Below are 24,806 nucleotides of genomic sequence, written 5' to 3'. Positions count from 1 at the left end.
GTTGAGCGTGGTCAGGTTCTGGCGAAGCCAGGTTCTATCCACCCACACACTCAGTTCGAATCTGAAGTGTACATCCTGAGCAAAGATGAAGGTGGCCGTCATACTCCATTCTTCAAGGGTTACCGTCCACAGTTCTACTTCCGTACAACTGACGTAACCGGTACTATCGAACTGCCAGAAGGCGTAGAGATGGTAATGCCAGGTGACAACATCAACATGGTAGTTAACCTGATTGCTCCAATCGCAATGGACGAAGGTCTGCGTTTCGCAATCCGTGAAGGCGGCCGTACTGTAGGCGCTGGTGTTGTTGCTAAAGTTATTGCTTAATCTTTAATTATCAAAAGATTATAACGAAAGAGGAGCCAAGGCTCCTCTTTTCTATTTTTAGCCACCATAATTGGTGGCTTTGTTTTATCTCAAAGCAGAACAAAAACAATAATTGAAATGAGATTTATTTCTATTTAATATGCTCTGGTATCGTTTATTTCATAAACGTGATCAACGTTAAGTTAAGTGTAGCTATTTTATCTGACCTAAATAGTTATCAAGAGTGTAATGTAAATAGCTAGAAGAGTGCTTCCATGTATGTCTGTCTCTGTAATGCAATAAGTGATAAAACCATACGCAACGCTGTTCATCAGCGACATGTTCGTTCTATCAGAGAACTTAGGGACTTTGTTCCTGTAGGAAATGATTGCGGAAAATGCATACGTCAGGCACGTGAAATCATGAATGAGGAGATTGCCCTCCTGCCCCCGATAAATAATGTTGCTTAAAATAGATCCAATTTTCTTGCAATTACTCTGCCAAACGAGTACTACACTATAGTTACTGGAAGCGGAGGAAATTGTTATGAAAGGTGATAAAAAGATAATTGCACATTTGAACAAACTTCTTGGTAATGAGCTTGTCGCTATTAATCAGTATTTTTTACATGCCCGAATGTTTAAAAATTGGGGATTGATGCGATTAAATGACGTTGAGTACCACGAATCCATTGACGAGATGAAGCACGCAGATAAGTTTATCGAGCGTATTCTCTTTCTGGAAGGGATACCAAATCTACAAGATTTGGGTAAACTCAATATAGGTGAAGATGTAGAAGAGATGCTACGTTCTGATCTGGAATTAGAATTACGTGGCACAAAAGATCTGAGAGAAGCAATCGCATATGCTGATTCAGTTCATGATTATGTCAGCCGGGACTTGATGATAGAGATACTTACGGATGAAGAAAATCATATAGACTGGCTGGAAACTCAACTTGAACTCATATCTAGAATTGGCATACAAAATTACATTCAATCTCAGCTTGCTGAAGAAGAATAGCTATAATTTGCCGCCCTATAATTTACTGTATATAGGGCGCTTTCCCTCCCCCTCCCCCCTTCCAGTGTGTATTTTTTGAATAGATTTCATCCTTAATCTTGCTTTGTGAGTAAATTCACGTATAATGCGCGAGCTTACCTACATAGTAGGACTGATTTTATCAGTAATGAGCGGTAAATTACCGCCATTTAAAATACTCCCGATATGGGAGTTACACATTGAACGATTACACTCCCCTATCAATCGAAATGGGTGCGAGGAGTAATCATTTACGTTTATAAAATAGTTGGAGCTCTGGTCTCATGCAGAACCAAAGAATCCGTATCCGCCTGAAAGCATTTGATCATCGTTTGATCGATCAATCAACTGCGGAAATCGTAGAGACCGCTAAGCGCACTGGTGCGCAGGTTCGTGGTCCGATCCCGCTGCCGACTCGTAAAGAGCGTTTTACCGTTCTGATTTCTCCGCACGTTAACAAAGATGCGCGTGATCAGTACGAAATTCGCACTCACAAACGTCTGGTTGACATCGTTGAGCCAACCGAGAAAACCGTTGATGCTCTGATGCGTCTGGATCTGGCTGCCGGTGTAGACGTGCAGATCAGCCTGGGTTAATCAGGTCATTGAACGATTGAGAGGTTGAAACAATGATTGGTTTAGTCGGTAAAAAAGTGGGTATGACTCGCGTCTTCACAGAAGATGGCGTTTCAATCCCTGTAACTGTTATCGAAATCGAAGATAACCGTGTTACTCAAGTTAAAAGCAACGAGACTGACGGTTATCGTGCAATTCAGGTAACGACTGGTAGCAAAAAAGCTAACCGCGTTAATAAATCTGAAGCAGGTCATTTCGCTAAAGCTGGCGTTGAAGCTGGTCGCATCCTGCGTGAATTCCGTCTGTCAGAAGGCGAAGCAGAGTTCACTGTAGGTCAAAGCATTAGCGTTGAAATTTTCGCTGACGTTAAAAAAGTCGACGTTACTGGTACATCTAAAGGTAAAGGTTTCGCGGGTACTGTTAAACGCTGGAACTTCCGTACTCAGGATGCTACCCATGGTAACTCCTTGTCCCACCGTGTTCCAGGTTCTATCGGTCAGAACCAGACTCCAGGCAAGGTGTTCAAAGGCAAGAAAATGGCAGGCCAACTGGGTAATGAGCGTGTAACCGTTCAGAGCCTAGATGTAGTACGTGTTGACGCTGAGCGTAACCTGCTGCTGGTCAAAGGTGCTGTTCCAGGTGCAACGAACAGTAACCTGATCGTAAAACCGGCTGTCAAGGCGTAACGTCGAGGAGATAGGAATGGAATTGGTAATGAAAGACGCGCAAAGCGCGCTGACTGTTTCCGAAACTACCTTCGGGCGTGATTTCAATGAAGCGCTTGTGCATCAAGTAGTTGTTGCGTATGCAGCGGGTGCTCGTCAAGGTACTCGTGCTCAGAAAACTCGTGCTGAAGTTTCTGGTTCAGGTAAAAAACCATGGCGTCAGAAAGGTACTGGCCGTGCGCGTTCTGGTTCTATTAAGAGCCCAATTTGGCGCTCTGGTGGTGTAACTTTCGCAGCGAAGCCACAGGACCACAGTCAAAAAGTTAATAAAAAGATGTACCGCGGTGCTCTGAAAAGCATCCTGTCTGAACTGGTACGTCAAGATCGTCTGATCGTTGTCGAGAAGTTCTCTGTTGAAGCACCTAAAACTAAGCTGCTGGTACAGAAACTGAAAGAAATGGCTCTGCAAGACGTGCTGATCGTCACTGGCGAAGTTGATGAGAATCTGTTCTTAGCAGCTCGTAACCTGTATAAGGTTGACGTTCGTGATGCAGCAGGTATCGACCCTGTAAGCCTGATCGCCTTCGACAAAGTGGTTATGACTGCTGAAGCTGTGAAGCAAGTTGAGGAGATGCTGGCATGATCCGTGAAGAACGTCTGCTGAAAGTACTGCGCGCGCCGCACGTATCTGAAAAAGCTTCTACAGCGATGGAAAAAAGCAATACCATCGTTCTCAAAGTTGCGAATGACGCGACTAAAGCAGAGATCAAGGCTGCCGTACAGAAACTGTTTGAAGTTGAAGTTGAAGGTGTAAACACTTTGCTGGTTAAAGGTAAAGTTAAACGCCACGGTCAGCGTATTGGTCGTCGTAGCGACTGGAAAAAAGCTTACGTCACCCTGAAAGAAGGCCAAAATTTGGACTTCGTTGGCGGCGCTGAGTAAGTCGGAGGAGTAAAGAACAATGGCAGTTGTTAAATGTAAACCTACGTCTCCGGGCCGTCGCCACGTTGTTAAAGTGGTTAACCCTGAGCTGCATAAGGGTAAGCCTTATGCTCCGTTGTTGGAAAAAAACAACAAAACTGGTGGTCGTAACAACAATGGTCGTATTACCACTCGTCACATCGGTGGTGGCCATAAACAGCATTATCGTCTGATTGACTTCAAACGTAATAAAGACGGTATCCCTGCTGTTGTTGAGCGTCTGGAATATGATCCAAACCGTTCAGCAAACATCGCACTGGTTCTGTACAAAGACGGCGAGCGTCGTTACATCCTTGCGCCTAAAGGCCTGAAAGCAGGTGATCAGATCCAGTCTGGTGCTGATTCAGCAATCAAGGCGGGTAACGCTCTGCCAATGCGCAACATCCCGGTTGGTTCTACTGTCCACAACATAGAAATGAAACCAGGTAAAGGTGGCCAGCTGGCTCGTTCAGCAGGTGCTTATGCTCAGATCGTTGCACGTGACGGTTCTTATGTAACCCTGCGTCTGCGTTCTGGTGAAATGCGTAAAGTGCTGTCTGACTGCCGTGCTACTTTAGGTGAAGTTGGTAACGCAGAACATATGCTGCGCGTTCTGGGTAAAGCTGGTGCAAGCCGCTGGCGTGGTATCCGTCCTACCGTTCGTGGTACGGCGATGAACCCAGTAGACCATCCACATGGTGGTGGTGAAGGTCGTAACTTTGGTAAACACCCTGTAACTCCATGGGGCATTCAGACCAAAGGTAAGAAGACCCGTAGCAACAAACGTACTGATCAATATATCGTACGTCGCCGTTCTAAAAAATAATTAGAGGATAAGCCATGCCACGTTCTCTCAAGAAAGGTCCATTTATTGACCTGCACTTGCTGAAGAAGGTAGAGAAAGCGGTGGAAAGCGGAGACAAAAAGCCTATTAAGACTTGGTCCCGTCGTTCAACGATCTTTCCTAACATGATCGGTTTGACCATCGCTGTCCATAATGGTCGTCAGCATGTTCCAGTTTTTGTTTCCGACGAAATGGTTGGTCACAAACTGGGTGAATTCGCGCCGACCCGTACTTATCGCGGCCATGCGGCCGATAAAAAGGCTAAAAAGCGCTAAGGTAGGAGGAAGAGATGGAAACTATCGCTAAACATCGCCACGCTCGTTCTTCTGCTCAGAAGGTTCGCCTTGTGGCTGACCTGATCCGCGGTAAGAAAGTGTCGCAAGCTCTGGAAACTCTGACCTATACCAACAAGAAAGCTGCTGGTTTAGTGAAGAAAGTACTTGAGTCTGCTATTGCTAACGCAGAACACAACGATGGCGCTGACATCGATGATCTGAAAGTCACGAAAATTTTCGTAGACGAAGGCCCAACTATGAAGCGTATTATGCCTCGTGCCAAAGGCCGCGCAGATCGTATCCTGAAGCGCACCAGCCACATTACTGTGGTTGTGTCCGATCGCTGAGACTCTGGAGACTAGCAATGGGTCAGAAAGTACATCCTAATGGTATTCGTCTGGGAATTGTCAAACCTTGGAACTCTACCTGGTATGCGAATACTAAAGAATTCGCTGACAACCTAGACAGCGACTTTAAAGTTCGCCAGTACTTGAACAAAGAACTGGTTAAAGCATCTATTTCACGTATCGTTATCGAACGTCCTGCGAAAAGCATCCGTGTGACTATTCACACTGCTCGTCCAGGTATTGTAATCGGTAAAAAAGGTGAAGACGTTGAAAAACTGCGTAAGGCTGTAGCGGATATCGCTGGCGTTCCTGCGCAGATTAATATTGCCGAAGTGCGTAAACCTGAACTGGACGCAAAATTGGTTGCTGACAGCATCAGCTCACAGCTGGAACGTCGTGTTATGTTCCGTCGTGCTATGAAGCGTGCTGTACAGAACGCAATGCGTCTGGGCGCTAAAGGTATCAAAGTGGAAGTAAGCGGCCGTCTGGGCGGTGCTGAAATCGCGCGTACTGAATGGTATCGTGAAGGTCGTGTACCTCTGCATACTCTGCGTGCGGACATCGACTACAATACTTCTGAAGCGCACACCACTTATGGTGTAATCGGCGTTAAGGTATGGATCTTCAAAGGTGAGATCCTGGGTGGTATGGCTGCAGTTGAACAGGCGGAAAAACCGGCTGCTCAACCTAAAAAGCAGCAGCGTAAAGGCCGCAAGTAAGGAGAGTCGCTGATGTTACAACCAAAGCGTACGAAATTCCGTAAAGTGCACAAAGGCCGCAACCGCGGTCTGGCTGCAGGTGCGGATGTTAGCTTCGGCACTTTCGGTCTGAAAGCTGTGGGCCGTGGTCGTCTGACTGCTCGTCAGATCGAAGCGGCACGTCGTGCTATGACCCGTGCAATTAAGCGTCAAGGTAAAATCTGGATCCGTGTGTTCCCAGACAAACCGATCACCGAAAAGCCACTCGAAGTGCGTATGGGTAAAGGTAAAGGTAACGTAGAATACTGGGTTGCCTTGATCCAGCCCGGTAAAGTCCTGTATGAAATGGACGGTGTACCTGAAGAGCTGGCTCGTGAAGCATTCAAGCTGGCAGCAGCGAAACTGCCTATCAAAACCACCTTTGTAACTAAGACGGTGATGTAATGAAAGCACAAGAGCTGCGCGAAAAAAGCGTTGAAGAGCTGAACACTGAGCTGCTGAACCTGTTACGCGAACAATTTAATCTGCGTATGCAGGCGGCGAGCGGCCAGCTGCAACAGTCTCACCTGTTGAAACAAGTGCGTCGTAATATTGCACGCGTTAAGACTTTACTGACTGAGAAGGCGGGTGCGTAATGACCGATAAAATCCGTACTCTGCAAGGTCGTGTTGTTAGCGACAAAATGGAAAAATCCATTGTTGTTGCTATTGAGCGTAAGGTGAAGCACCCTCTGTATGGTAAATTCATCAAACGTACGACCAAACTGCACGTACATGACGAGAACAATGAATGTGGAATTGGTGATGTAGTGGAAATCCGCGAAACCCGTCCACTGTCTAAGACTAAATCTTGGACTTTAGTTCGCGTTGTAGAGAAAGCGGTTCTATAATAGATCGCTGTATCGTACAAAATAAACGGCTCAGAAAAACAGGGCCGTTTATTTTTCTGTCCATCGCGAAGATGTGGTGTTATAATGCCGCGCCCTCGTAGTATGGGATATTGAAACGGCCTCTTTAAAAATAAAGTGGCTCAGTAGTAGTTGACATTTAGCGGAGCACTAAAATGATCCAAGAACAGACTATGCTGAACGTGGCCGACAACTCCGGTGCACGTCGCGTAATGTGTATCAAGGTTCTAGGTGGCTCGCACCGTCGCTACGCAAACGTCGGTGATATCATCAAGATCACTATCAAGGAAGCAATTCCTCGTGGTAAAGTGAAAAAAGGTGATGTCCTGAAAGCGGTAGTGGTGCGCACCAAGAAGGGTGTTCGTCGCCCGGACGGTTCTGTCATTCGCTTCGATAGCAACGCTTGCGTATTGTTGAACAACAATAGTGAGCAAGTTATCGGTACGCGTATTTTTGGGCCGGTAACTCGTGAACTTCGTAATGAAAAGTTCATGAAAATTATCTCTCTGGCACCTGAAGTACTCTAAGGAGCAGACAATGGCAGCGAAAATCCGTCGTGATGACGAAATTATCGTGCTGACCGGTAAAGACAAAGGTAAGCGCGGTAAAGTAAAACAGGTTCTTTCTTCTGGTAAAATTATTGTTGAAGGTATCAATCTGGTTAAAAAACATCAGAAGCCAGTTCCGGCTCTGAACCAACCAGGTGGCATCGTTGAAAAAGAAGCAGCTATCAATGTTTCTAACGTTGCAATCTTTAATACAGTAACCGGCAAGGCTGACCGTGTAGGTTTTAGATTCGAAGACGGCAAAAAAGTCCGTTTCTTCAAGTCTAATAACGAAACTATCAAGTAATTTGGAGTATACGATGGCGAAACTGCATGATTACTACAAAGACGAGGTAGTCCAGAAACTGATGACTCAGTTTGGTTACCATTCTGTCATGCAAGTCCCTCGGGTCGAGAAGATCACCCTGAATATGGGTGTTGGTGAAGCGATCGCTGACAAAAAACTGCTGGATAACGCAGCAGCTGATTTGACAGCAATCTCTGGTCAGAAACCATTGATCACCAAAGCTCGCAAGTCAGTTGCAGGCTTCAAAATCCGTCAGGGCTATCCAATCGGCTGTAAAGTAACCCTGCGTGGAAAACGCATGTGGGAGTTCTTTGAGCGCCTGATTTCTATTGCTGTACCACGTATCCGTGACTTCCGTGGATTGTCCGCTAAATCATTTGATGGACGTGGTAACTACAGCATGGGTGTTCGTGAGCAAATCATCTTCCCTGAAATCGATTACGATAAAGTGGATCGTGTACGTGGTTTGGATATTACTATCACCACTACTGCGAAATCTGATGATGAAGGCCGCGCACTGTTGGCTGCGTTTAACTTCCCGTTCCGCAAGTAAGGCAGGGTACTCATGGCTAAGCAATCAATGAAAGCGCGTGATGTAAAGCGTGCGAAATTAGCTGAGAAATTCTTCGCAAAACGCGTTGAACTGAAAGCGATCATCTCTGATGTAAACGCATCTGATGAAGACCGTTGGAATGCTGTTCTCAAGCTGCAAACACTGCCACGTGATTCCAGCCCTTGCCGTCAGCGTAACCGCTGCCGTCAGACTGGGCGTCCGCATGCATTTTTGCGGAAGTTTGGGTTGAGCCGTATTAAAGTCCGTGAAGCCGCTATGCGCGGTGAAATCCCGGGCCTTAAAAAGGCTAGCTGGTAATTGTCACCAATTGAATCACGGGAGTAAAGACAGATGAGCATGCAAGATCCGATCGCGGATATGCTGACCCGTATCCGTAACGGTCAGGCCGCGAATAAAGTTGCGGTCACCATGCCTTCCTCCAAGCTGAAAGTGGCAATTGCCAACGTGCTGAAGGAAGAAGGTTACATTGAAGATTTTAAAATCGAAGGCGACACCAAGCCAGAATTGGAAATAACACTGAAATATTTCCAAGGTAATGCTGTTGTAGAAAGCATTCAGCGTGTAAGCCGCCCAAGTCTGCGCATCTATAAGAAAAAAGATGAGCTGCCACAAGTTATGGCTGGCCTGGGTATCGCTGTTGTTTCTACCTCTAAAGGTGTAATGACTGATCGTGCAGCTCGCCAGGCTGGTCTGGGTGGCGAGATTCTCTGCTACGTAGCTTAATTCGGGAGGAAAGAATGTCTCGTGTTGCAAAGGCACCCGTCGTCATTCCTGCCGGCGTAGAGGTTAAACTCAACGGTCAGGTTATTTCGATTAAGGGTAAAAACGGCGAGCTAAGTCGTACAATCCATAACGCAGTTGAAGTTCAACATGCGGATAGCCAACTGACTTTCGCTCCTCGTGAAGGTTTCTCTGATGCTTGGGCACAGGCGGGTACTACTCGTTCTCTGCTGAATGCAATGGTTATCGGTGTTAACGAAGGTTTCACTAAGAAACTTCAACTGGTAGGTGTTGGTTACCGTGCAGCAGTTAAAGGCAATGCAGTTAGCTTGTCTTTGGGCTTCTCGCATCCGGTCGAGCATCAACTGCCAGAAGGCATAACTGCGGAATGCCCATCACAAACTGAAATCGTACTGAAAGGTGCTGATAAGCAGGTGATTGGTCAAGTTGCGGCAGATTTGCGTGCCTATCGTCGTCCTGAGCCATATAAAGGCAAGGGTGTTCGTTACGCCGATGAAGTCGTGCGTACCAAAGAGGCTAAGAAGAAGTAAGGTAACACTATGGATAAGAAAGCAGCTCGTATCCGTCGTGCGACCCGCGCACGCCGCAAGCTCCAGGAACTGGGTGCAACTCGCCTGGTGGTACATCGTACCCCTCGCCATATTTATGCGCAGGTTATCGCACCAAATGGTTCTGAAACTCTGGTGGCCGCTTCTACAACAGAAAAAGCTATCAGTGAACAACTGAAATTTACTGGAAACAAAGAAGCCGCAGCATTAGTTGGTAAAATTGTTGCTGAACGTGCTCTGGAAAAAGGCATTAAAGATGTGTCCTTTGACCGTTCTGGTTTCCAATATCATGGTAGAGTCCAGGCACTGGCAGATGCTGCCCGTGAAGCTGGCCTTCAGTTCTAAGGTAGAGGTGTAAGATGGCTCACATCGAAAAACAAGCTGGCGAACTGCAGGAAAAGCTGATCGCGGTAAACCGCGTATCTAAAACCGTTAAAGGTGGCCGCATTTTCAGCTTTACAGCACTGACTGTAGTTGGTGATGGTAACGGTCGCGTTGGTTTTGGCTACGGCAAAGCACGCGAAGTTCCGGCAGCGATCCAGAAAGCGATGGAAAAAGCACGTCGCAATATGAAAAACGTCGCACTTAACGGCGGCACTCTGTACCACCCAGTGAAAGGTTCACACACCGGTTCCCGCGTGTTCATGCAGCCTGCCCACGAAGGTACAGGTATCATCGCCGGTGGTGCGATGCGTGCTGTTCTGGAAGTGGCTGGAGTTCGTAACGTACTGGCTAAAACCTATGGTTCCACTAACCCAATCAACGTGGTTCGTGCAACTCTGGATGCATTAGACAGTATGAAGTCTCCAGAAATGGTCGCAGCTAAGCGTGGCAAATCCGTCGAAGAAATTCAGGGGTAATGACCATGGCTAAGACTATTAAAATCACTCAGGTTCGCAGTTCAATTGGTCGTTTGCCTAAACACAAGGCAACTCTGACTGGTTTAGGCCTGCGTCGCATTGGTCATACAGTTGAACGTGAAGATACACCAGCTGTTCGCGGTATGGTCAACTTGGTTTCCTATATGGTTAAAGTTGAGGAGTAACAGATGCGCTTAAATACTCTGTCTCCGGCTGAAGGTGCCAAGCACGCGCCTAAACGTGTAGGTCGTGGTATTGGTTCTGGTCTGGGTAAAACCGGCGGCCGTGGTCACAAAGGTCAGAAGTCTCGTTCTGGCGGTGGCGTTCGTCGCGGTTTTGAAGGCGGCCAAATGCCTCTGTATCGTCGTCTACCAAAATTTGGTTTTACTTCACGTAAGGCAATGATCACTGCAGAAATTCGTCTGTCTGATTTTGCTCGTGTTGAAGGCGATGTTATCGATCTGAATGCACTGAAAGCGGCTAACATCATTGGCCCTCAAATTGAATTCGCTAAAATAATGCTTTCTGGCGAAGTCAATCGCGCAGTAACTGTGCGTGGCTTGCGTGTTACTAAAGGCGCCCGCGCTGCGATTGAAGCTGCTGGCGGTAAAATTGAGGAATAAGTAACAGATGGCTAAACAACCAGGATTAGATTTTCAAAGTGCCAAAGGCGGATTAGGCGAGTTAAAACGCAGACTTTTGTTTGTCATTGGAGCTCTAATTGTTTTCCGTATTGGCTCTTTTATTCCAATCCCTGGTATTGATGCCACTGTGCTTGCCAAATTGCTCGAGCAGCAAAGAGGCACCATCATTGAAATGTTTAACATGTTCTCTGGTGGTGCTTTAAGCCGTGCTTCTATCTTTGCACTGGGGATAATGCCGTATATTTCTGCGTCGATTATTATCCAGTTGCTAACTGTGGTTAACCCCCGTTTAGCAGAGATTAAGAAGGAAGGGGAAGCTGGTCGTCGTAAGATCAGTCAGTACACCCGTTATGGCACATTAGTGCTGGCAATATTCCAGTCAATCGGTATTGCTACTGGGTTGCCGAATATGCCTGGAATGCAAGGCTTAGTGATTAATCCTGGTTTTGCGTTCTATTTCACGGCTGTTGTAAGTCTGGTCACGGGAACCATGTTCTTGATGTGGCTGGGTGAGCAGATTACTGAACGAGGTATCGGTAACGGTATTTCGATCATAATCTTTGCTGGTATCGTTGCGGGTTTACCGCCTGCGATTGGTCACACCATCGAGCAAGCTCGGCAAGGCGACTTGCACTTCCTCCTGTTGCTGTTGGTTGCAGTATTAGTGTTTGCCGTAACTTTCTTCGTTGTTTTCATGGAGCGTGGTCAACGTCGTATCGTTGTTAACTATGCTAAACGTCAACAAGGTCGTAAAGTTTTCGCGGCACAAAGTACACATTTACCGTTGAAAGTGAATATGGCTGGGGTTATCCCTGCAATTTTTGCTTCCAGTATTATTTTGTTCCCTGGTACCATAGCCTCTTGGTTTGGTAGTGGGGCAAACTGGAATTGGCTAACAACTATTTCTATGTATTTGCAGCCAGGTCAACCACTTTATGTGTTATTATACGCGTCTGCAATCATCTTCTTCTGTTTCTTCTACACGGCTTTGGTTTTCAATCCAAGAGAAACAGCAGATAACCTGAAGAAGTCCGGTGCATTTGTACCAGGAATTCGTCCGGGAGAGCAAACGGCTAAGTACATCGATAAAGTAATGACTCGTTTAACCCTAGTTGGTGCGTTATATATTACTTTTATCTGCTTAATCCCGGAGTTCATGCGTGATGCAATGAAAGTTCCATTCTATTTTGGTGGGACTTCCCTACTGATTGTAGTTGTCGTCATCATGGACTTTATGGCTCAAGTGCAAACTCTAATGATGTCGAGTCAGTATGAGTCTGCATTGAAGAAGGCAAACCTGAAAGGGTATAACCGCTAATAGGTTTGCTTGAGAAGTTACGGAGAGTAAAAATGAAAGTTCGTGCTTCCGTCAAGAAATTATGCCGCAACTGCAAAATCGTTAAACGTAACGGTATCGTTCGTGTGATTTGCAGTGCAGAGCCTAAGCACAAACAGCGCCAAGGCTAATTAATCGCATATTTTTCTTGCAAAGTTGGGTTGAGCTGGCTAAATTAGCCAGCCAATCTTTTTTATCTGACAGCAACATTGTTTGAGTATCCTGAAAACGGGCTTTTCAGAATGATGTTGCAGTGAATAAATATTGTAGGAGTGCATAGTGGCCCGTATAGCAGGCATTAACATTCCTGATCAGAAACATACCGTAATCGCGTTAACCTCGATCTACGGCATCGGTAAAACCCGCTCACAAGCAATCTGTGCAGCAGCGGGCATTGCTGAAAATGTTAAGATCAGTGAGCTGTCTGAAGAGCAAATTGACAAGCTGCGTGACGAAGTTGCTAAATACGTTGTAGAAGGTGATTTGCGTCGTGAAGTAACCCTGAGTATCAAACGTCTGATGGATCTTGGTTGCTATCGTGGTTTGCGTCATCGTCGTGGTCTGCCAGTTCGCGGTCAGCGTACTAAGACCAATGCACGTACCCGTAAGGGTCCGCGTAAACCGATCAAGAAATAATCGGGGTATTGAATAATGGCAAAAGCACCTATTCGTGCACGTAAGCGTGTAAGAAAACAAGTCTCTGACGGTGTGGCTCATATCCATGCTTCTTTCAACAACACCATCGTTACTATTACTGATCGTCAGGGTAACGCATTGGGTTGGGCAACTGCTGGTGGTTCCGGTTTCCGTGGTTCTCGTAAATCTACTCCGTTTGCGGCCCAGGTTGCAGCAGAGCGCTGTGCCGAAGCAGTAAAAGAATACGGAATTAAGAATCTGGAAGTTATGGTTAAAGGACCTGGTCCTGGCCGTGAGTCAACTATCCGCGCATTAAACGCGGCTGGTTTCCGCATCACTAATATTACTGATGTGACTCCGATCCCTCATAACGGTTGTCGTCCACCGAAAAAACGTCGCGTTTAATGCGTCTTCGTTTTTAGGATTGTTGGAGAAAGAAAATGGCAAGATATTTGGGTCCTAAGCTCAAGCTGAGCCGTCGCGAGGGTACAGACCTTTTCCTGAAGTCTGGCGTTCGCGCGATTGACACCAAGTGTAAATTAGAACAGGCACCAGGCCAGCACGGCGCACGTAAACCGCGTCTGTCTGACTATGGTGTACAGTTACGTGAAAAGCAAAAAGTTCGTCGTATTTACGGTGTTCTGGAGCGTCAATTCCGTAACTACTATAAAGAAGCGACCCGTCTGAAAGGCAACACAGGTGAAAACCTGCTGAATTTGCTGGAAAGTCGCTTGGATAACGTCGTTTATCGTATGGGCTTTGGTGCGACTCGTGCTGAATCACGTCAGATGGTAAGCCACAAGGCTATCATGGTAAATGGTCACGTTGTTAACATCGCTTCTTATCAGGTATCCCCGAATGACGTAGTCAGCGTTCGTGAAAAAGCGAAGAAGCAGGCTCGCATTAAAGCAGCCTTAGAGCTGGCTGAGCAGCGTGAGAAACCAACTTGGTTGGAAGTTGATGCTGCGAAGATGGAAGGTGTGTTCAAACGTATTCCTGAACGTACTGATCTATCCGCTGACATTAACGAACACCTGATCGTCGAGCTTTACTCTAAGTAAAGCTTAGCACCAAAGAGAGGACACAATGCAGGGTTCTGTGACAGAGTTTCTAAAACCGCGCCTGGTAGATATCGAGCAAGTCAGTTCGACGCACGCCAAGGTGACCCTTGAGCCATTAGAGCGTGGCTTTGGCCATACTCTTGGCAACGCACTGCGCCGTATTCTGCTTTCGTCTATGCCGGGTTGTGCGGTGACTGAGGTTGAGATTGATGGTGTACTGCATGAGTACAGCACCAAAGAAGGTGTACAGGAAGATATCCTGGAGATTCTCCTCAATCTGAAAGGGCTGGCGGTGAAAGTTCAGGGTAAAGATGAAGTTATCCTTACCTTGAATAAATCTGGCATTGGCCCTGTGACTGCAGCCGACATCATCCATGATGGTGATGTCGAAATCGTCAAGCCGCAGCACGTAATCTGCCATCTGACTGACGAAAGCGCTTCCATTAGTATGCGTGTTAAAGTTCAGCGCGGTCGTGGTTATGTGCCGGCTTCTGCCCGAATTCATTCGGAAGAAGATGAGCGCCCTATCGGTCGTTTGTTAGTAGATGCTTGCTATAGCCCAGTAGAGCGTATTGCCTACAATGTTGAAGCAGCTCGTGTAGAACAGCGTACTGACCTGGATAAGCTGGTTATCGAGATGGAGACTAACGGTACAATCGATCCTGAAGAAGCGATTCGCCGTGCAGCTACCATTCTGGCTGAGCAACTAGAAGCTTTCGTTGACTTACGTGACGTACGTCAACCAGAAGTTAAAGAAGAGAAGCCAGAGTTTGATCCGATCCTGCTGCGCCCTGTTGACGATCTGGAATTGACTGTCCGCTCTGCTAACTGCCTTAAAGCAGAAGCTATCCACTACATCGGTGATCTGGTACAGCGTACCGAGGTTGAGTTACTTAAGACACCTAACCTGGGTAAAAAATCTCTTACTGAGATTAAAGACGTACTGGCTTCGCGTGGACTTTCTCTGGGCATGCGTCTGGAAAACTGGCCACCAGCAAGTATTGCTGATGAATAACTAGATCACAGGTTAAGGTTTTACTGAGAAGGATAAGGTCATGCGCCATCGTAAGAGTGGTCGTCAATTGAACCGCAACAGCAGCCATCGCCAAGCTATGTTCCGTAACATGGCAGGTTCTTTGGTTCGTCATGAAATCATCAAGACGACTCTGCCTAAAGCGAAAGAACTGCGTCGCGTCGTTGAGCCGCTGATTACTCTTGCCAAGACCGACAACGTAGCTAATCGTCGTCTGGCATTCGCCCGTACTCGTGACAACGAGATCGTGGCAAAACTGTTTAATGAACTGGGCCCGCGTTTTGCGAGCCGCGCAGGTGGTTACACTCGTATTCTGAAGTGTGGCTTCCGTGCTGGTGACAATGCACCGATGGCATACATCGAGCTTGTTGACCGCGCAGCTGAGTCTCAGACAGAAACAGCATCTGCAGAGTAATCTGTAGGAGCGTAAAAAACCGGGTATTATCCCGGTTTTTTATTGCTCGTTAATTATCTTCCAATCATCTTCTTATCAAATAAACTGCAAATCCTCTCTGTGTGGGTGATCTTTTAGCCTATTCTGATAAAATCATCTCTACTTTCTATTTGATGGGGGTATCTCTTATGTATCGTATTGGTCAATTGGCTAAATTAGCAAGTGTTACACCAGACACTATCCGTTTTTATGAAAAACAGGGGCTGATGGTTCATGGAGAAAGAACAGAAGGTGGTTATAGACTTTATACAAAACAAGATTTACAGAGATTACGTTTTATCCGTTATGCAAAACAATTGGGTTTTACGTTGGAAGCGATTGTAGAACTATTATCTATTCGGGTGGATCCTGAGCACCACACATGTCAGGAATCGAAACATATCGTTGATTCAAGACTACAGGAAGTTGAAAAAAAACTATTGGAAATGCAAAAAATGCGGGATTCTCTGAAAATGTTGAGTGATGCTTGTTGTGGTAGCGTACATGCAAGTACATATTGTTCTATATTGGAAATTTTGGAAGAGGGTGCAACGAATAAATAATTTTTCTTTATTATTCCAAATACTAAGAGTACAATCGTCTTGTTTTTAATCAAATAATTATTTCAATTAATCATTTCTTAAGTTAACTTTTCTTAGAGGTCATTATGACAACTTATCACCATAAAAAAGGTGTGATCAAAGATAATGCTATAGAAGCCTTACTGCATGATCCCTTATTTAGGCAGAGAGTAGAAAAAAACAAAAAAGGTAAAGGAAGTTATAATCGTAAAGCAAAATACGGCAAAAATAGTGGTTGGGAGGCCAATGATAATAATTTTTTCAAGTTGTTATCATTGGCCTTCTAACTAATTAAACGACGATACTCGTTTAATACCTCTGAGGTAGGCATTTTTAAAGGAAGAAAGGGCTTGGCTGGAAAAGCTTTTCCACTTCAGGAACGAATTTTTTATCAGTAATAAACATGATTACATGGTCACCTTGCTGAATGATACTGTAATCATTAGCAATAATGACTTCTTCATTGCGGACAATAGCACCAATTGTTGTTCCTGGTGGCAGTTTAATATCACCTATCTTGCGCCCAACAACTTTTGATGTATGTTCATCACCATGAGCAATGGCTTCGATCGCTTCCGCAACACCACGTCTTAATGAAAATACACTCACAATATCGGCTTTACGAACATGACCAAGTAATGCTGAAACTGTTGCTTGTTGAGGTGAAATAGCAATATCAATGACCCCGCCTTGTACTAAATCAACATATGCACTGCGTTGAATGAGAACCATCGCTTTTTTCGCTCCCATTCGTTTTGCAAGCATCGCTGACATAATGTTGGCTTCATCATCATTTGTTAATGCGATAAAAACATCAACTTGTTCAATATGCTCTTCAGCCAGCAATTCTTGATCAGAAGCATCTCCATAGAACACGATGGTATCATGTAATAATTCTGCAAGTTCTGTTGCTCTTTCTTGGTTATGCTCAATGAGTTTGACGCTATAATCTTTTTCAAGCCGTAAGGCTAAGCCTGCACCAACATTGCCTCCACCAACGATCATTATGCGTTTATATGGTTTTTCAAGACGTTGTAATTCACTCATTACAGCTCTGATATGTTGTGATGCGGCAACGAAAAAAACTTCATCCCCTGCTTCAATAATTGTTGAGCCTTGTGGCCTAATTGGACGGTCTTGGCGGAATATTGCAGCAACTTTGCTATCAATATGCGGCATATGCTCCCGAAGTGAAGATAAAGCATTTCCTACCAGCGAGCCTCCATAATAGGCTTTGACTGCAACAATACTGACTCGGCCTTCCGCGAAATTAACAACTTGCAATGCGCCAGGGTATTGAATCAGTTTATAAATGTAATCAATGACCAGTTGCTCAGGAGATATCAGATAATCAATTGGAATATGATCAGGTTGGAATAATTTTTCTGATTCACGGATATACTCTGATGATCGTATTCTGGCGACTTTATTGGGGGTATTGAATAGAGAGTAAGCAATCTGGCATGCAATCATATTGGTTTCATCGGAATTTGTAACAGCGACCAACATATCAGCATCTTCAGCTCCTGCTTCTCTTAATACTCTAGGGTGAGAACCATGACCATTTACAACCCTCAGATCAAATTTATCCTGCAACTGACGTAAACGATCTGTATCGGTATCAACGACAGTAATATCATTGTTTTCATCAACCAAATTTTCGGCTAATGTTCCGCCAACCTGGCCTGCACCTAGAATAATTATTTTCATAGCACTCTCTTCTCAATTAGAAGCTGTTTTCCTATTCTTGATATTTTAGCAAAATGGCAAAACTCTCTCGTCCCAATTGAACGAGAGAGAAGTATTACTGCTTAGTTAGCCGAGCATAAAAGAAACCATCACCACCTGTTATTTCTGGAATGATTTGTGTTCCTGGTTTTTCTTGTGTGCCTGTTTCTGATGATAACTCAGCATCTGAATGGCGTTCCAAAAATGCTTTAATTTGCTCACTATTTTCTTGCGGTAAAATTGAGCAGGTAGCATAAACCAGAGTGCCATTTTTCTTTAAATATGGCCAGATAGCATCAAGAATTTCAGATTGTAATGTGGCTAATTGCTCAATATCTTCATTTCTGCGTAGCCATTTTATGTCAGGATGACGGCGAATAACCCCAGTTGCCGAGCACGGTGCATCAAGGAGAATACGATCAAATTGTTCACCTGTAGCCCACTCATGTGGAAGACGACCATCACCTGTTTTTACGACGGCATGTAACTTCAGTCTCTGTAAATTTTCATTCACCCGCTTAATTCTTTGCTCATCAATATCGATAGCTAATACTTTCGATTTTGGTGCTATCTCGAGAATATGGGTGGTTTTTCCTCCGGGAGCTGCACAAAGATCAAGTATAGATTCTTCGTTACATGGAGTTAAAAGCTCAGCACACCCTTGGGCAGAACGATCTTGAATAGTTACCCATCCTTTATCAAATCCGGGTAGGGTATTTACAGAACAAGGGTTTAGTAAGCGAATAGCATTAGGATGGCTCTTATCCAATTCTGCCTCTATACTGGCCTCTTCTAATAGAACGAGATATTCATTAGCCGTATGATGGAGTTGGTTCACCCGTAGCCACATTGGGGGTTTTTGGTTGTTGGCATCCACTATATTTTGCCAATTGTGTGGATAAGCTTTCTGTATACGTTCTAACAGCCATTTAGGATGTAAATATTGGCTGATATGATTATTTGCTCGTTCGATTAATTCTTGTTGTTGGCGCTGAAATTGGCGAAGGACGCCATTGATTAACCCTTTTAGTTGAGGTCGTTTTAAGTTAATCGCACCATTGACGGTTTCGGCAAGTGCAGCATGTGCAGGAATGCGTGTATAAATAAGCTGATAAATTCCAACCATGATTAAGTAGTGGAAAATACGTTGTTTGCCTTTTAATGGTTTTGCCATTAATTGGCTAATAATCCATTCAAGTTGAGGTAATGTCCTCATAACTCCAAAGCAGAGTTCTTGTAGCAGAGCCTTGTCTTTGTCAGAAATTCTTTGTTGTATTTCAGGTATAACGGCGCTGAGAGATTGCCCTTGCTCAAGTACTTGGGTGATCGCTTTTGCAGCGATGCTTCGCAGGTTGTATGTATTTTTCATGGTATGGTTAAAAAGCTGACTGTCGTCAGCATTATAAAATAGGAAGAAGCCTGTATGCTTTTAGCATACAGGCAAATTAGTATTAGTTGATTTTACTGCCTGGTGTAAACCACTCACGTTTGGAATTTAAGAGATCGGCAGCAGGCATTGCTTTTTTGCCAGGTGGCTGCAACTGAGTGATATTTAGTATTCCATCGGCAGTCGCAATTTGGATGCCTTTTTTATCTGCGCTGATAATTGTTCCAGGGGCTTGATCAGTTTGTTCTGTGATGGCTTCTGCTTGCCAGATCTTAATGGGGTGATCATCAATTAAGAAGAAGCTCATAGGCCAAGGGTTGAAGGCACGAACACAACGCTCAAGTTGGATTGCTGGCAGATTCCAATCCATTTTCGCTTCATCTTTGCTCAGTTTTTCGGCGTATGTCGCGAGAGAACTATCTTGAGCTTCAGGCTGGCATTTTCCCGATATGATTAAAGTTAAAGTATCGAGTAAAGCTTCTGGACCAATATTGGCAAGTTTTTCATATAATCTGGCACTAGTATCTTCATTTTTAATTGGGCAAATGGCTTTCAGCAGCATATCACCAGTATCAAGCCCGGCATCCATTTGCATGATCGTCACACCAGTTTCTTGGTCTCCTGCCCAAATTGAGCGTTGGATAGGAGCAGCTCCACGCCAGCTAGGTAACAATGAACCGTGAACATTCAGACACCCCAAGCGAGGAATATCTAATACTGTTTGGGGAAGAATCAGCCCATATGCAACAACGATCATAATATCTGCTTGCTGTTCTATGACCCATTGCTGGCTTTCTTCTGTACGTAAGGTTGTTGGCTGGAAAACAGGAATATCATGTTCTTCAGCCAATACCTTTACAGGACTTGGTGTCAGTTTCTTACCTCTTCCTGCCGGTTTATCTGGTCGAGTGAGCACTCCAACAACTTGATGTTGAGAGCTTAATAAAGCAGTCAAATGGCGGGCCGCGAAATCAGGTGTTCCGGCAAAAATAATACGTAAAGAATCAGACACTGTTATTTCCTGCAATGATAAAATTTATTTGCTTTTGGCTCTCAGACGGTCAATTTTTTCAACTTTCTGACGGATGCGTTGGCGTTTCAATGGGGAAAGATAATCGACAAAAAGTTTACCGACTAAGTGATCCATTTCATGTTGAATACAAATTGCCAACAGACCATCTGCTTCTAATTCAAATGGTTGGCCGCTATAATCTAAAGCCTTAATTCTTACTTGCTCAAAACGCGGTACAAATCCACGCTGTTCAGGAACTGATAGACAACCTTCTTCTATTCCTGTTTCACCAGACTCATCAACTAACTCTGGATTAATAAGAACAAGGCGTTGCTCTCGATTCTCAGAGACATCAATGACAATAATTCTTTGATGAATATCGACTTGTGTTGCCGCTAAACCAATACCTTCCTCTGCATACATCGTTTCGAACATATCATCAATGATACGTTGGATTTCTGCATCGATTTTTTCTACTGGCTTTGCAATTGTGCGAAGTCGTTCATCTGGATAATGTAATACTTGTAAAACTGACATATGTGTTTAGAACTGCATCCAAAAAGTGAGTAATAATTGCTGCCTATTCTAGACATTTCCCGTTTAGATTGACAGTATTGGACATAAAATAATCATGCGGAAGTTACCTTCAATCAGATCAGGATGATGATATGGAAGCAATGGAAATGTGGTTGCGAATGAAAATGGTCTCTCATCTTTCAGCAGCAAAGGCAATGTTCATTATGGAGCGCCTGTTACATGCGAAGAATTGCAGCACTACTTTTCTTAAAGAATGTGGTTTGTCACCTACGCAATGTTTGCAATTTATGAAGGCTAATTCTGCCACACTGATATCGGCTTTCAATTGGTTAGAACAACCGAATAACCATTTATTGACTTTCTCTCACCCTGAATATCCTTCTTTATTAAAACAGATACATTCACCACCCCTTGTACTTTTTGTCACGGGTGATGTATCGCTCCTGTCCCAAAAACAAATTTCCATGGTTGGCAGCAGAACAGCAACTTTCTATGGTGAAAAGTGGGGCAAGGCCTTTGCTAGTGAATTAGCTAGAAACAACCTGATCATAACTAGTGGCTTGGCAATTGGTATTGATGGTATTTGCCATCAGGCAACGTTAGATTCAGGTGGAAAAACTATTGCTGTACTTGGTAGTGGGCTTGACAATATTTACCCCACCCGTCATCAGGCTCTGGCTCATCGCATTAAAGAACATGGCGCATTGGTCTCTGAATTTTTTCCTGATACACCGCCCAAAGCCAAAAATTTTCCAAGACGAAATCGAATCATTAGTGGATTGAGTTTGGCTCTTCTTATTGTGGAGGCTCATAAAAACAGTGGTTCACTAATTACGGCACGCTGTGCTCTTGAACAAGGGAGGGATATTTTTGCATTACCTGGCCCGTTAGGTACTCCCTCAAATGAGGGTAACCATTGGTTAATTAAGCAAGGAGCTTATCTAGCAACAAGTGCGATGGATATAATGGAACATATTAATTCGTCGTTTCAATGGATTAACTTTGAAGGAAAAGTGGAAGAAAAGGATAGTGAACAATTTGAACAAACAGAGTTGCCATTTGCGGATGTGCTGGTTAACGTAGGTAACGACGTTACACCTATTGATGTGATCGCTCAACGTTCTTCCCTTCCTATTACAGAAGTCATGACCAAGTTATTGGACCTAGAGCTTATGGGAAAAGTTGCCGTTGTTGCTGGTGGATATGTCCGAACCAATTAATCTATTTAATTTGTATTTTTTTCCAACGTTATGATGGCTGGTATTTAGCGAGTGAAATATGTCTAAGAAAGTTCCCTTTGCTATAAAAGAAACAGAGTACTGTCCTGAGTGTGGTGCTGAGTTAGTCATCCGTAATGGATCACATGGTCCATTTTATGCATGTTCTAGTTACCCATCCTGCAATTATCTTCGTTCTTTGAAATCACAGGGTGATGGGCACATTGTAAAAGAATTGGATGGACAGACCTGTCCAGCATGTGGTTTTACTTTGGTCTTACGGCAAGGGCGTTATGGCATGTTTATTGGCTGTAGTCATTATCCTGAATGTGAGCATACAGAATTGATTGATAAACCAGACGATACATCAATTAATTGTCCTCAATGCCAACAAGGAAAGTTATTTCAGCGTAAATCTCGTTTTGGAAAAACATTTCATTCCTGTAGTCGTTATCCCGATTGCCAATTTGCGCTTAACAATAAGCCTGTGCCGGGAGAATGTATGTTTTGTCACTATCCATTGTTAATGGAAAAACGCACTTCCCAGAGCATAAAATTATTTTGTGCCAGTAAATTGTGTAGTAAGCAACAATTCAATGAAATTGAGAAAGAAAATGAGTAACGAAATCTCACCTGCATTTGATGCAATTATCACGGCCTTAAAAGAAGAAAAAGTCATTGCCTATCCAACAGAGGCTGTTTTTGGATTAGGGTGTGATCCCGATAGTGAGAACGCAGTACAAGAGCTTTTAGCGTTGAAAAATCGGTCTTGGGAAAAAGGCTTAATTCTTATTGCTGATAATTATGAGCGGCTATGTCCTTATATTGACGATGAGCAATTGAGTGATATACAAAAGGAAACCATATTTTCCTCTTGGCCTGGTCCTGTTACATGGGTTATACCAGCGAAAAAAACAACACCAAAATGGTTAACAGGCAAGTTTTCAACGTTGGCGGTTCGAGTCACTACCCATCCTTTGGTTAAGCAATTATGTTCTGGTTATGAAAAGCCACTTGTGTCGACCAGTGCTAATCTAAGCGGATTAGAACCATGCCGGAGTGTGGAAGAAGTACGCCAGCAATTTGGGAATCGAGTCCCGATTTTGGTAGGAGAAGTAGGGGGACGTAAAAATCCATCGGAAATCAGAGACGCTTTAACCGGTAAATTATATCGGCAAGGGTAAAAATAATGGATAAATTCGCGGTTTTTGGTAACCCAATTGAACATAGTAAATCCCCTTATATTCATCGATTGTTTGCTGAACAGACTGGCATTGAGCATCAATATGGGAAAATATTTGCTCCAATAGAAAGCTTTGAACAAACCTTAGCTCATTTTTTTGAACAAGGTGGTTTGGGAGCTAATATCACTGTCCCTTTCAAAGAAAGAGCTTACCAATACTCAGATGAGTTGACTGAGCGGGCAAGGATTAGTGGTGCCGTCAATACATTAAAATTGGTCGGCGGAAACCAACTTCTTGGTGATAATACTGATGGGATTGGGTTACTGGTGGATCTACAGCGGCTCAACTTCATTGCTCAGGGGCAAAGGATTTTGATTATTGGTGCTGGTGGGGCAGCGAAAGGGGTAATCTCTCCTTTGCTCTCATTGGGGTGTTCCGTCACTATCACTAATCGTACTTTTGAGCGGGCTCAACTAATTGCGAATAAATTTTCTCTATTAGGTGATATCCGGGCTGTTGAGATGGAAGCACTTATTTCTCCAGACTTTGATATCATCATGAATGCAACGGCTTCCGGTCTTGATGGAAAAATTCCTGCGATATCACCGTTACTTTTTCAAAACAATAGCGTTTGTTATGACATGTATTATCAGTATGGATTAACACCTTTCCTCAGCTTTGCTCATCAAAATGGAGTCTCACGTTTAGCTGATGGTTTAGGAATGTTGGTGGGGCAAGCTGCGCACGCTTTTGAATTGTGGCATGGGGTATTTCCTGAAATAGAACCTGTTTTAACTGCTTTAAGGCGAAAATTACACTCATGAATCAATCAATTCAATTTCCTGATCGTGAAGAATGGGATGAGAGCGGGAATAAAGTGATATTTCCAGCAATGGTAGATGGTTTGCTGGTGGAATGTGTGATTAGTGCCGATGAGATTATTGCGCTTTATGGTAAAGCTCATCACCCACTCGTTCTGTTTCGTCAACACCGCTGGGATCTGGAAGAGGAGTTTGAAACGGTTATTTTGAGTGGGCATGATGATCAGTTTGGGCGTTATTCTTTGCTTTCAGATTGTGCCGCTAAGTAATTGTCTTTCCAGTTGGCGTAATTATTAGCAGAATAAAGCAACCCTTCTAATTCTTCAGGTTTGAGTTTTCTCACTTGTTTGGCTGGACTACCTACATACAGAAATCCGCTTTCTAGCCTTTTTCCTGGAGGAATTAGGCTGCCAGCTCCGATGATTACATTATCTTCAATAATGGCACCATCAAGCACAATAGATCCCATACCAACCAATACTCGATTTCCTATCTTACATCCATGCAGCATTGCTTTATGGCCCACAGTGACATCTTCTCCAATTATTAGTGGGTAACCATCAGGGTTATCATTAGATTTGTGAGTTACGTGCAAAACAGAACCATCTTGAATATTTGTGCGAGAACCAATGGAGACATGATTCACATCTCCACGGATAACTACTAGAGGCCAGATACTCACATCATCTGCCAATCTGACATCGCCAATCACAACAGAAGAGGGGTCTAAAAGAACTTTTTGACCAATTTGAGGATAGAAATTTAAGTATTGACGTAAAACAGTGGACATAAAAGACCTCAACAGTAAGAACGAATAACAATGAGTAGAAATGTTATTGAGGAAAATATCACCGCGCAATCAAAAGATTTGTTTTAATCTTAGGCTAATTGAATGGTTTTCATATCAAAAAGGTCAAAAAATGCTCGGTTGAAAATAAAATTCAAAAAAACTATTGTCAGCGCCGGAAAACTCCCTATAATGCGCCACCACTGACCGACGCTG

General features: G+C 44.1%; 43 protein-coding genes. 38 read left to right on the top strand and 5 right to left on the bottom strand.

All coding sequences use genetic code 11. The annotated features are described in order from the left end of the window. From AB204_RS01860 to AB204_RS01705, 33 genes are all read left to right on the top strand, one after another. A partial coding sequence (locus tag AB204_RS01860; RefSeq protein ID WP_047961680.1) for an EF-Tu C-terminal domain-related protein occupies positions 1–327 on the top strand: 327 nt, incomplete at its 5' end. A 254-nt stretch (positions 328–581) separates the two neighbouring features. Beyond that, on the top strand, positions 582–776 hold the full coding sequence (bfd, locus tag AB204_RS21095; RefSeq protein ID WP_072061373.1) for a bacterioferritin-associated ferredoxin: 195 nt from the start codon (positions 582–584) through the stop codon (positions 774–776). A 76-nt stretch (positions 777–852) separates the two neighbouring features. Beyond that, on the top strand, positions 853–1,329 hold the full coding sequence (gene bfr, locus AB204_RS01855) for a bacterioferritin (RefSeq protein ID WP_047961679.1): 477 nt from the start codon (positions 853–855) through the stop codon (positions 1,327–1,329). 302 nt (positions 1,330–1,631) lie between these two features. Then, positions 1,632–1,943 (top strand): 30S ribosomal protein S10, encoded by a 312-nt coding sequence (rpsJ, locus tag AB204_RS01850; protein WP_001181005.1) that lies wholly within the window; start codon positions 1,632–1,634, stop codon positions 1,941–1,943. A 32-nt stretch (positions 1,944–1,975) separates the two neighbouring features. Next, entirely contained in the window at positions 1,976–2,608 is a 633-nt protein-coding gene (gene rplC, locus AB204_RS01845) for a 50S ribosomal protein L3 (RefSeq protein ID WP_047961678.1), read from the top strand. Between the two features lie 16 nt (positions 2,609–2,624). Continuing rightward, a complete protein-coding gene (rplD, locus tag AB204_RS01840; protein ID WP_047961677.1) occupies positions 2,625–3,230 on the top strand; it encodes a 50S ribosomal protein L4 in 606 nt (201 codons plus the stop codon). After that, on the top strand, positions 3,227–3,529 hold the full coding sequence (rplW, locus tag AB204_RS01835) for a 50S ribosomal protein L23 (protein WP_047961676.1): 303 nt from the start codon (positions 3,227–3,229) through the stop codon (positions 3,527–3,529). The genes rplD and rplW overlap by 4 nt, the downstream gene beginning before the upstream one ends. A 19-nt stretch (positions 3,530–3,548) precedes the next feature. Next, complete coding sequence (gene rplB / locus AB204_RS01830) at positions 3,549–4,373, top strand: 50S ribosomal protein L2 (RefSeq protein WP_010847479.1); 825 nt, start codon at positions 3,549–3,551, stop codon at positions 4,371–4,373. A gap of 14 nt (positions 4,374–4,387) precedes the next feature. After that, on the top strand, positions 4,388–4,666 hold the full coding sequence (rpsS, locus tag AB204_RS01825) for a 30S ribosomal protein S19 (RefSeq protein ID WP_011148791.1): 279 nt from the start codon (positions 4,388–4,390) through the stop codon (positions 4,664–4,666). 14 nt (positions 4,667–4,680) lie between these two features. After that, positions 4,681–5,013 (top strand): 50S ribosomal protein L22, encoded by a 333-nt coding sequence (gene rplV, locus AB204_RS01820; protein ID WP_010847481.1) that lies wholly within the window; start codon positions 4,681–4,683, stop codon positions 5,011–5,013. 17 nt (positions 5,014–5,030) lie between these two features. Next, positions 5,031–5,732, top strand: a complete 702-nt coding sequence (gene rpsC, locus AB204_RS21890; protein ID WP_010847482.1) for a 30S ribosomal protein S3 — start codon at positions 5,031–5,033, stop codon at positions 5,730–5,732. 12 nt (positions 5,733–5,744) lie between these two features. Then, positions 5,745–6,155 (top strand): 50S ribosomal protein L16, encoded by a 411-nt coding sequence (rplP, locus tag AB204_RS21885; protein WP_012990491.1) that lies wholly within the window; start codon positions 5,745–5,747, stop codon positions 6,153–6,155. Beyond that, positions 6,155–6,346 (top strand): 50S ribosomal protein L29, encoded by a 192-nt coding sequence (rpmC, locus tag AB204_RS01805; protein ID WP_010847484.1) that lies wholly within the window; start codon positions 6,155–6,157, stop codon positions 6,344–6,346. Before rplP ends, rpmC begins: the two co-directional genes overlap by 1 nt. Further along, positions 6,346–6,600, top strand: coding sequence for a 30S ribosomal protein S17 (rpsQ, locus tag AB204_RS01800; RefSeq protein WP_010847485.1), 255 nt, complete (start codon positions 6,346–6,348; stop codon positions 6,598–6,600). The genes rpmC and rpsQ overlap by 1 nt, the downstream gene beginning before the upstream one ends. 173 nt (positions 6,601–6,773) lie before the next feature. After that, complete coding sequence (gene rplN / locus AB204_RS01795; protein WP_047961675.1) at positions 6,774–7,145, top strand: 50S ribosomal protein L14; 372 nt, start codon at positions 6,774–6,776, stop codon at positions 7,143–7,145. 10 nt (positions 7,146–7,155) lie between these two features. Next, entirely contained in the window at positions 7,156–7,470 is a 315-nt protein-coding gene (rplX, locus tag AB204_RS01790) for a 50S ribosomal protein L24 (RefSeq protein WP_047961674.1), read from the top strand. 13 nt (positions 7,471–7,483) lie between these two features. Beyond that, entirely contained in the window at positions 7,484–8,023 is a 540-nt protein-coding gene (rplE, locus tag AB204_RS01785) for a 50S ribosomal protein L5 (RefSeq protein ID WP_010847488.1), read from the top strand. Positions 8,024–8,035: 12 nt separating this feature from the next. Continuing rightward, positions 8,036–8,341 (top strand): 30S ribosomal protein S14, encoded by a 306-nt coding sequence (rpsN, locus tag AB204_RS21880; RefSeq protein ID WP_010847489.1) that lies wholly within the window; start codon positions 8,036–8,038, stop codon positions 8,339–8,341. A 33-nt stretch (positions 8,342–8,374) separates the two neighbouring features. Further along, complete coding sequence (gene rpsH, locus AB204_RS21875; protein WP_047961673.1) at positions 8,375–8,767, top strand: 30S ribosomal protein S8; 393 nt, start codon at positions 8,375–8,377, stop codon at positions 8,765–8,767. A gap of 14 nt (positions 8,768–8,781) precedes the next feature. After that, positions 8,782–9,315: a 50S ribosomal protein L6 gene (rplF, locus tag AB204_RS21870; protein ID WP_047961672.1), complete on the top strand. Its 534-nt coding sequence runs from the start codon at positions 8,782–8,784 to the stop codon at positions 9,313–9,315. Positions 9,316–9,324: 9 nt separating this feature from the next. Beyond that, positions 9,325–9,678 carry a 50S ribosomal protein L18 gene (rplR, locus tag AB204_RS21865; RefSeq protein WP_038240476.1) on the top strand — a complete coding sequence of 118 codons (354 nt, stop codon included), beginning with the start codon at positions 9,325–9,327 and terminating at the stop codon, positions 9,676–9,678. Between the two features lie 14 nt (positions 9,679–9,692). After that, the gene (rpsE, locus tag AB204_RS01760) at positions 9,693–10,193 is read left to right on the top strand and encodes a 30S ribosomal protein S5 (RefSeq protein WP_047961671.1); all 501 of its coding nucleotides are present in this window, start codon (positions 9,693–9,695) and stop codon (positions 10,191–10,193) included. Positions 10,194–10,198: 5 nt separating this feature from the next. Then, a complete protein-coding gene (gene rpmD / locus AB204_RS01755) occupies positions 10,199–10,378 on the top strand; it encodes a 50S ribosomal protein L30 (RefSeq protein WP_008913894.1) in 180 nt (59 codons plus the stop codon). A 3-nt stretch (positions 10,379–10,381) separates the two neighbouring features. Next, entirely contained in the window at positions 10,382–10,816 is a 435-nt protein-coding gene (gene rplO, locus AB204_RS01750; protein ID WP_047961670.1) for a 50S ribosomal protein L15, read from the top strand. A gap of 7 nt (positions 10,817–10,823) precedes the next feature. Next, the gene (gene secY / locus AB204_RS01745) at positions 10,824–12,155 is read left to right on the top strand and encodes a preprotein translocase subunit SecY (protein WP_047961669.1); all 1,332 of its coding nucleotides are present in this window, start codon (positions 10,824–10,826) and stop codon (positions 12,153–12,155) included. 32 nt (positions 12,156–12,187) lie between these two features. After that, a complete protein-coding gene (gene rpmJ, locus AB204_RS01740; RefSeq protein ID WP_012768118.1) occupies positions 12,188–12,304 on the top strand; it encodes a 50S ribosomal protein L36 in 117 nt (38 codons plus the stop codon). A 148-nt stretch (positions 12,305–12,452) separates the two neighbouring features. Continuing rightward, positions 12,453–12,809 carry a 30S ribosomal protein S13 gene (gene rpsM / locus AB204_RS01735; protein ID WP_038240472.1) on the top strand — a complete coding sequence of 119 codons (357 nt, stop codon included), beginning with the start codon at positions 12,453–12,455 and terminating at the stop codon, positions 12,807–12,809. 15 nt (positions 12,810–12,824) lie between these two features. After that, positions 12,825–13,214, top strand: a complete 390-nt coding sequence (gene rpsK / locus AB204_RS01730; RefSeq protein WP_002919257.1) for a 30S ribosomal protein S11 — start codon at positions 12,825–12,827, stop codon at positions 13,212–13,214. A 35-nt stretch (positions 13,215–13,249) separates the two neighbouring features. Further along, positions 13,250–13,870: a 30S ribosomal protein S4 gene (rpsD, locus tag AB204_RS01725; protein WP_038240467.1), complete on the top strand. Its 621-nt coding sequence runs from the start codon at positions 13,250–13,252 to the stop codon at positions 13,868–13,870. Between the two features lie 25 nt (positions 13,871–13,895). Next, the gene (locus tag AB204_RS01720; protein ID WP_047961668.1) at positions 13,896–14,885 is read left to right on the top strand and encodes a DNA-directed RNA polymerase subunit alpha; all 990 of its coding nucleotides are present in this window, start codon (positions 13,896–13,898) and stop codon (positions 14,883–14,885) included. Between the two features lie 40 nt (positions 14,886–14,925). Beyond that, entirely contained in the window at positions 14,926–15,318 is a 393-nt protein-coding gene (gene rplQ, locus AB204_RS01715) for a 50S ribosomal protein L17 (protein ID WP_047961667.1), read from the top strand. Between the two features lie 167 nt (positions 15,319–15,485). Further along, the gene (gene zntR / locus AB204_RS01710) at positions 15,486–15,899 is read left to right on the top strand and encodes a Zn(2+)-responsive transcriptional regulator (protein ID WP_047961666.1); all 414 of its coding nucleotides are present in this window, start codon (positions 15,486–15,488) and stop codon (positions 15,897–15,899) included. Between the two features lie 104 nt (positions 15,900–16,003). Next, entirely contained in the window at positions 16,004–16,204 is a 201-nt protein-coding gene (locus AB204_RS01705) for an alternative ribosome-rescue factor A (RefSeq protein WP_047961665.1), read from the top strand. A gap of 46 nt (positions 16,205–16,250) precedes the next feature. Here the strand turns inward: AB204_RS01705 and trkA are convergent, their stop codons facing one another. The 4 genes from trkA to def all read right to left on the bottom strand — a co-directional run bounded on the left by trkA (position 16,251) and on the right by def (position 20,581). Next, positions 16,251–17,627: a Trk system potassium transporter TrkA gene (gene trkA / locus AB204_RS01700; protein WP_047961664.1), complete on the bottom strand. Its 1,377-nt coding sequence runs from the start codon at positions 17,625–17,627 to the stop codon at positions 16,251–16,253. Positions 17,628–17,721: 94 nt separating this feature from the next. Next, complete coding sequence (rsmB, locus tag AB204_RS01695) at positions 17,722–19,014, bottom strand: 16S rRNA (cytosine(967)-C(5))-methyltransferase RsmB (protein WP_047961663.1); 1,293 nt, start codon at positions 19,012–19,014, stop codon at positions 17,722–17,724. Positions 19,015–19,096: 82 nt separating this feature from the next. Continuing rightward, positions 19,097–20,044 carry a methionyl-tRNA formyltransferase gene (gene fmt, locus AB204_RS01690; RefSeq protein ID WP_047961662.1) on the bottom strand — a complete coding sequence of 316 codons (948 nt, stop codon included), beginning with the start codon at positions 20,042–20,044 and terminating at the stop codon, positions 19,097–19,099. 24 nt (positions 20,045–20,068) lie between these two features. After that, the gene (gene def / locus AB204_RS01685) at positions 20,069–20,581 is read right to left on the bottom strand and encodes a peptide deformylase (protein WP_047961661.1); all 513 of its coding nucleotides are present in this window, start codon (positions 20,579–20,581) and stop codon (positions 20,069–20,071) included. Between the two features lie 131 nt (positions 20,582–20,712). On the opposite strand from def, the gene dprA reads away from it, so the two are divergent. From dprA to AB204_RS01660, 5 genes are read left to right on the top strand one after another with little or no spacing between them, the layout of a single operon-like run. Further along, positions 20,713–21,801, top strand: coding sequence for a DNA-protecting protein DprA (gene dprA, locus AB204_RS01680; RefSeq protein ID WP_047961660.1), 1,089 nt, complete (start codon positions 20,713–20,715; stop codon positions 21,799–21,801). Between the two features lie 58 nt (positions 21,802–21,859). Continuing rightward, complete coding sequence (locus tag AB204_RS01675; protein ID WP_047961659.1) at positions 21,860–22,420, top strand: DNA topoisomerase family protein; 561 nt, start codon at positions 21,860–21,862, stop codon at positions 22,418–22,420. Next, entirely contained in the window at positions 22,413–22,982 is a 570-nt protein-coding gene (gene tsaC / locus AB204_RS01670) for an L-threonylcarbamoyladenylate synthase type 1 TsaC (RefSeq protein ID WP_047961658.1), read from the top strand. The genes AB204_RS01675 and tsaC overlap by 8 nt, the downstream gene beginning before the upstream one ends. A gap of 5 nt (positions 22,983–22,987) precedes the next feature. Then, the gene (gene aroE, locus AB204_RS01665) at positions 22,988–23,806 is read left to right on the top strand and encodes a shikimate dehydrogenase (protein ID WP_047961657.1); all 819 of its coding nucleotides are present in this window, start codon (positions 22,988–22,990) and stop codon (positions 23,804–23,806) included. Further along, a complete protein-coding gene (locus tag AB204_RS01660) occupies positions 23,803–24,072 on the top strand; it encodes a DUF1488 family protein (protein ID WP_047961656.1) in 270 nt (89 codons plus the stop codon). The genes aroE and AB204_RS01660 overlap by 4 nt, the downstream gene beginning before the upstream one ends. Here AB204_RS01660 and AB204_RS01655 read toward each other — a convergent pair. Then, positions 24,039–24,593: a gamma carbonic anhydrase family protein gene (locus tag AB204_RS01655; protein WP_047961655.1), complete on the bottom strand. Its 555-nt coding sequence runs from the start codon at positions 24,591–24,593 to the stop codon at positions 24,039–24,041. The genes AB204_RS01660 and AB204_RS01655 overlap by 34 nt on opposite strands. Positions 24,594–24,806 lie beyond the last annotated feature (213 nt).

This window comes from Xenorhabdus khoisanae (assembly GCF_001037465.1).
GTDB classification, from domain to species: domain Bacteria; phylum Pseudomonadota; class Gammaproteobacteria; order Enterobacterales; family Enterobacteriaceae; genus Xenorhabdus; species Xenorhabdus khoisanae.
The sequence above is the reverse complement of the archived record's forward strand: the minus strand, read 5'-3'. Positions and strand labels throughout refer to the sequence as shown.